This is a genomic window from Mesorhizobium sp. M7A.F.Ca.CA.004.04.2.1 (genome assembly GCF_004022825.1).
GTDB lineage: Bacteria > Pseudomonadota > Alphaproteobacteria > Rhizobiales > Rhizobiaceae > Mesorhizobium.
This window is the reverse complement of sequence record NZ_RZPH01000337.1, coordinates 1-5526: the sequence shown is the minus strand read 5'-3', so window position 1 is coordinate 5526 and position 5526 is coordinate 1. Positions and strand designations below refer to the sequence as shown.

Genomic DNA, 5526 nt, shown 5'->3' with positions numbered 1-5526 from the left:
GTTCAGGTAGAACGGCAGCAGCGTTTCCATTTCGTCGCGGCGCGACATCTTTTCAGCGGCGCTCATGGCCACCCCCTGTCGTAACCGGCGGCCTTGAGGGCCTCTCCGAGTTTCTTGCGGGCGTAGAACATCCGGGTCTTGACGGTGGCGACCGGAATGTCGAGCACCTCGCCGATCTCGCTCACCGATTGTCCGTGATAATAGGCAAGATCGATGACCACGCGATGCTCTTCGGGCAAGGTGTCGACGAAGCGCCGCAGGGCGGCGGCCTTGTCTTCCTTCATGGTGACGACTTCCGGCGTGTCGGCGCCGTCGGGCACCGCGGCGGCGGCCTCGTCGTCGATCCAGTCTTCCTTCTTCTTGCGCAGAAAGGACAGCGCCTTGAAACGGGCGATGCCGAGCAGCCATGTCGAGACTTCGGAACGCCCTTCGAAGCCGGGCGCCTGGCGCCATAGCTCGAGGAAGACTTCGTTGGCGATATCGTCGGCCATCATTTCCGATCCCGTCTGGCGCGCCACGAAGCGGTAGACCCGCGCGTGGTGACGCATGAACAGGAGCCGCACGGCGGCACGGTCGCCCTTCGCGACCCGGTCGACGAGAGCGCGATCGGTCTCCGTCGCTGCCGTCATGGCCGGTCGAGCCGCCTGGCTCCTGTCTGCTCTGTCGCTGATCGGTCCAAAAAGGTTCATCCTCCGCCAAGGAATTTTGCGGAGGCTAACCGAAGTAAGGAAGTGTTGCCAGAGGCAGGGTCTTCCCTTCCCCCCACAAGGGGGGAAGGGAAGAGTTCTGCGCGCCCGCTCACCCCAAGAAAGATTTAGCCTTCATCGCCTCCGGTATTGCCACACCCAGCCGGCTCAGCACTGTCGGCGCCAGCTGCAGCTGGTCGAGCAGCGTGTCGGCCTGCGGACCCTTACCTTGTCCAAAATAGTACAGCGCGAAATCCTGCATCTCGTCGTCATGGCCGCCATGATGGCCACGATCGGTCTGGCCGTGATCGGCGGTGACAATCACCTCATAGCCGGCTTCGATCCAGCGCGGCAGGAAGGCGGCCAGCATCCCGTCCATCGCATAGACGGCATGGTCCATCTCGTGGCAGTCGTGGCCGAAGCGGTGTCCCATCGAGTCCAGCGTGCAGGTGTGCAGGATGCCGTAGTCGATGCCATGGCGTTTCGTCAGCATCGTCAGCGTCGCGAACAGGTCGACATCGCTCGGCGTCATCTGGTTGCGAAGGTTGTAACCGGTCATGGTGTGGAAGCGGCCATGCGTGATCGGCCCGCTTGGCTCGTCGAATTCCATGTCCTCGACCAGGTCGAACGGATAGCCGCGGAAGAATTCCGACCAGTAGGAATGGGTCACCGCCCCCGTCTTGCCGCCTGCCTTGCTGACTTCGGAGAAGATATCGGGCTGCTCGACGCGGAACCGGTTCTCGTTGGAGAGAATCCCGTGCACCTGCGGTGAGACCCCGGTGTGGATCGACGCATAGCAGCAGGCCGAGGTCGACGGCAGCACCGAGCGCATCTTCCAGACGCGCGCCTCGCCCGATTGCACCCAGCCTTCGAGATTGCCCATCAGCCGGCGCCAGTTCCGGTAAGGCACGCCGTCGAGGATGATCAGCAGAAGCTTGGACTTGAGCGCCATGGGCTGCTCCATGCGGTTGGCGGTTGAAGCGGGACGCCGTGTGCCGTCTTGGGCACACGGCGTTCTTGATTGATGAAATCGGACGATCAGAGTCCGCTCAAGCGTTGAGCCAGCACTCGGCAAGCGCGTAGCCGTCCATCATTTCGCCGATAGGGCTCTTGGCATAGCCGCCGATCTTGCTGGTGGCGGCCGCGTCGATGAACTGGTTGAAGAAGGGCACGATCAGCCCGCCTTCGTCACGCATCATAACTGCCATATCGTGGTAGATCGCCTGGCGCTTGGCCTGGTCGAGCTCGCCGCGCGCGGTAAACAGCATCTTGTCGAATTCCGGCCGCTTGAAGCGCGTGTCGTTCCAGTCGGCGGTCGAGACATAGCCGGTGGAATACATCTGGTCCTGCGTCGCGCGTCCGCCCCAGTAGGAGAGCGAGAAAGGCTGCTTGTTCCAGACCTCCGACCAGTAGCCGTCGCCGGGCTCGCGCTTGATCTCGATCTTGATGCCGGCTTTGGCGCAGGACTGCTGATAGAGCTGTGCGGCATCGACGGCGCCCGGGAAGGCGACGTCCGAGGTGCGCAGCACGATCGAGCCGCTGTGGCCCGATTTCTTATAGGCTGCCGCCGCCTTGTCCGGATCGAACTTGCGCTGCTCGATGTCGGCGGAAAACAGCGGATAGGCCTCGTTGATCGGGAAGTCGTTACCTACCGAGCCATAGCCGCGCAGGATCTTTTCCAGCATCTCGTCGCGGTCCATGGCAAGCTTCAGCGCCATCCGCAGATCGTTGCTGTCGAAGGGGGCGGTGTCGCAGAACATGTTGAACGGGTAGTAGCCCTTGCCCGAGACGTTCTCGATGGAAACGCCCGCGATGCGCTTGACCAGATCGACGACCTTCGGCTCGACGCGGTTGATCATGTGCACCTGGCCGCCCTGCAGGGCGGCAAGCCGTGCGGTCGCGTCATTGATGACGATGATCTCGACCTGGTCGGCATGGCCGGCCTTGTCGCCCAGCCAGTAATTGGCGAAGCGCTCGCCGCCATGGCGCACGCCGGGCTGGTTGACGCTAACCTTATAGGGACCGGCGCTGATGCCGGCGTTCGGATCGTCCTTGCCACCATTCGGCTGGATGGTGAGATGGTAGTCGGCCATCAGATAGGGGAAGTCGGCATCGGCGTCGCCGAGCGTGACGATGACCTCCTTGCCGCTCGCCTTGATCCCCTTGATGTTCTTGAGGATGCCGAGTGCTCCGGACTTGGACTTCTCGTCCGCATGGCGCTCAATGGTGGCAGCAACATCCTCCGCGCCGACCGTCTTGCCATTGTGGAACTCGATGCCGTCGCGGATCTTGATTGTCCATGTCTTGGCGTCGGCCGAGGCGCCAATCTCCTCGGCAATCAGGTTGACCAGCTTGTTGTCCGGGGTGAGGCGCACGAGATACTCGCCCCAAAGCTTGCCGAAGCTGAAGGTAACCTGGCTGAGGTTCAGCGCCGGATCGAGGCTGTTGGTGGATTCACCGCCCTGCAGACCGGCCTTGATGATACCGCCCTTCACCGCCGTCTGGGCAAATGCCTTGCCGGCCAGCGCCGGCATCAGGGCCGCCGATACGCCGAGCGCGGCGGCGCGCCCAAGAAAGGCGCGGCGCGATATCCGGCCTTGACCGGCGAGTTCGGCGAGATAATCGAGTTCAGTCTTCATGTCCTACCCCTGTTTTAAAAGTCGTGCGAGCAGCGCTCGTCCCGAAGGACGTTTGGCGCTCTTGTGTTGCATCCGGATGACGGTCGCCGGCGCCCCATGTGGCGGCTTGGTCTGGTGCAATTCCCAGGGGAAGCGCCATGCGCTTCTTCTGGGAGAACCGGTTCCAGTTTCCCCGAATTGCTTTAGTTGCCCGCGCTGGCCATGCGCCGTCCCTTGATTGCCTTTTCCAGCCAGCCGATTTCCATCTCTGGAACCGAGGAGAGCAGCAGGTCGGTGTAGGCGTCGAAGGGCGGGCTTAGCACCTGGCTCTTGGGGCCGTAGCGCACCACCTCGCCGCGATACATAACCGCGATCGAATCGGCGATCGACTTCACAGTGGCGAGGTCGTGCGTGATGAACAGATAGGCGACGTTCTCCTCCTTCTGCAACTCCAGCAGCAGCTTGAGGATGCCGTTGGCGACCAGCGGATCGAGCGCAGAGGTCACCTCGTCGCAGATGATCAGCTTCGGCTTGGCGGCAAGCGATCGGGCGATGCAGACACGCTGTTTCTGGCCGCCGGAAAGTTCGGCCGGATAGCGGTCGGAAAAGCCCTTGCCCATCTCGATCTTGTCGAGCAGTTCGGCGACGCGCCTGTCGCGCTCGCGGCCGCGTATGCCGAAATAGAATTCGAGCGGCCGGCCGATGATGGTGCCGACGGTCTGGCGCGGGTTCATCGCCACGTCGGCCATCTGGTAGATCATCTGCAACTGGCGCAAATCCTCCTTCGGCCGGTCGGCCAGCCTGTTGGCCAGCGGACGTCCGTCGAAGGTGACGGTGCCCTGTTCGGGCGGCAAAAGTCCCGTGATGGCGCGCGCCAGCGTCGACTTGCCGGAGCCGGACTCGCCGACCACGGCCAGCGTCTGACCCGGATAGATGTCGACCGAGACGTTCTTCAGCACCTTGATGTCGCTGCGGCCATAGGCGGCGGTGACGTTCTTCACCGACAGGAATGGCGACGTGCCGGGTTTCTGCTCCTGATGCTCGATCTCATGCACCGAGACCAGCGCATTGGTGTATTCCTGGCGCGGCTCCTTGATGATCTGCCTTGTGCCGCCCCATTCGACCAGCCTTCCATGGCGCAGCACCATGATCTCGTCTGAGACCTGGGCGACGACGGCAAGGTCGTGGGTGATGTAGAGCGCAGCGACATGGGTGTCGCGGATGGCATCCTTGATCGCCGCCAGCACGTCGATCTGCGTCGTCACGTCGAGCGCCGTTGTCGGCTCGTCGAAGACGATCAGGTCCGGCTCGGAGCACAGCGCCATCGCCGTCATCACGCGCTGCAACTGGCCACCCGAAACCTGGTGCGGAAAGCGCTCGCCGATGGTTTCAGGGTTCGGCAGGCTGAGCTTCTTGAACAGCGCAACCGCGCGCTTCTCGGCCTCGGCCCGCGTTGCCGTACCGTGCAGCAGCGTGGCTTCCACCACCTGGTCCATCAGCCGGTGCGCCGGGTTGAAGGCGGCTGCCGCCGATTGCGCGACATAGCAGACCTCGCGGCCGCGTAATTTGCGGAAGCCGTCCTTGCCGCCCTTGAGGATGTCGCGGCCGTTCAGGATCACCTCGCCGCCGGTGATGCGCACGCCGCCGCGGCCATAGCCCATCGACGACAGGCCGATGGTCGACTTGCCGGCGCCGGACTCGCCGATCAGGCCGAGCACCTTGCCTTTTTCAAGCGTCAGCGAGACATCGTGCACCAACACGATGTTCTTTGGCGGCTCGCCGGGCGGGAAGACGGTGGCTTCGATGCGTAGGTTGCGGATGTCGAGCAGCAGGCCTGATTTCGCTTTGGTGTCGGCCATCACCCGCGTCCTCCCTTGAGGCTGGTCGTCCGGTTGAGCACCCAGTCGGCAACCAGGTTGACGGAAATCGCCAACAGGGCGATCGCCGCCGCCGGGATAAGCGCGGCCGCGATGCCGAAGACGATGCCATCCTTGTTTTCCTTGACCATGCCGCCCCAGTCGGCGTCCGGTGGCTGCACGCCAAGGCCGAGGAACGACAGCGTCGACAGGAACAGCACGGCATAGATGAAGCGTAGGCCGAGTTCCGAAACCAGCGGCGACAATGCGTTGGGAAGGATCTCGCGGAAGATGATCCAGCCGCTGCCCTCACCACGCAGTTTCGCCGCCTCGACATAGTCCATGACGGTGATGTCGACGGCGACC

General features: G+C 63.2%; 5 protein-coding genes. All 5 read right to left on the bottom strand.

Going from position 1 to position 5526, the window contains the following annotated elements; genetic code table 11:
- Nucleotides 1-62 precede the first annotated feature (62 nt).
- Nucleotides 63-629, bottom strand: coding sequence for a sigma-70 family RNA polymerase sigma factor (locus EN893_RS16480; protein ID WP_127268161.1), 567 nt, complete (start codon nt 627-629; stop codon nt 63-65).
- Between the two features lie 169 nt (nt 630-798).
- Nucleotides 799-1638: an alkaline phosphatase family protein gene (locus EN893_RS16475; protein ID WP_127268160.1), complete on the bottom strand. Its 840-nt coding sequence runs from the start codon at nt 1636-1638 to the stop codon at nt 799-801.
- 97 nt (nt 1639-1735) lie between these two features.
- Entirely contained in the window at nt 1736-3325 is a 1590-nt protein-coding gene (locus EN893_RS16470) for an ABC transporter substrate-binding protein (RefSeq protein WP_127268159.1), read from the bottom strand.
- A gap of 182 nt (nt 3326-3507) precedes the next feature.
- Nucleotides 3508-5163 carry an ABC transporter ATP-binding protein gene (locus EN893_RS16465; protein ID WP_127268158.1) on the bottom strand — a complete coding sequence of 552 codons (1656 nt, stop codon included), beginning with the start codon at nt 5161-5163 and terminating at the stop codon, nt 3508-3510.
- Nucleotides 5163-5526, bottom strand: a 364-nt coding sequence (locus tag EN893_RS16460) for an ABC transporter permease subunit (RefSeq protein WP_128361648.1), incomplete at its 5' end; no start/stop codon positions are given. The genes EN893_RS16460 and EN893_RS16465, both read right to left, overlap by 1 nt.

Coding starts and splice junctions, on each gene's coding strand:
- EN893_RS16480 (WP_127268161.1), bottom strand. CDS start 629: ATGACGGCAGCGACGGAGACCGATCGCGCTCTCGTCGACCGGGTCGCG.
- EN893_RS16475 (WP_127268160.1), bottom strand. CDS start 1,638: ATGGCGCTCAAGTCCAAGCTTCTGCTGATCATCCTCGACGGCGTGCCT.
- EN893_RS16470 (WP_127268159.1), bottom strand. CDS start 3,325: ATGAAGACTGAACTCGATTATCTCGCCGAACTCGCCGGTCAAGGCCGG.
- EN893_RS16465 (WP_127268158.1), bottom strand. CDS start 5,163: ATGGCCGACACCAAAGCGAAATCAGGCCTGCTGCTCGACATCCGCAAC.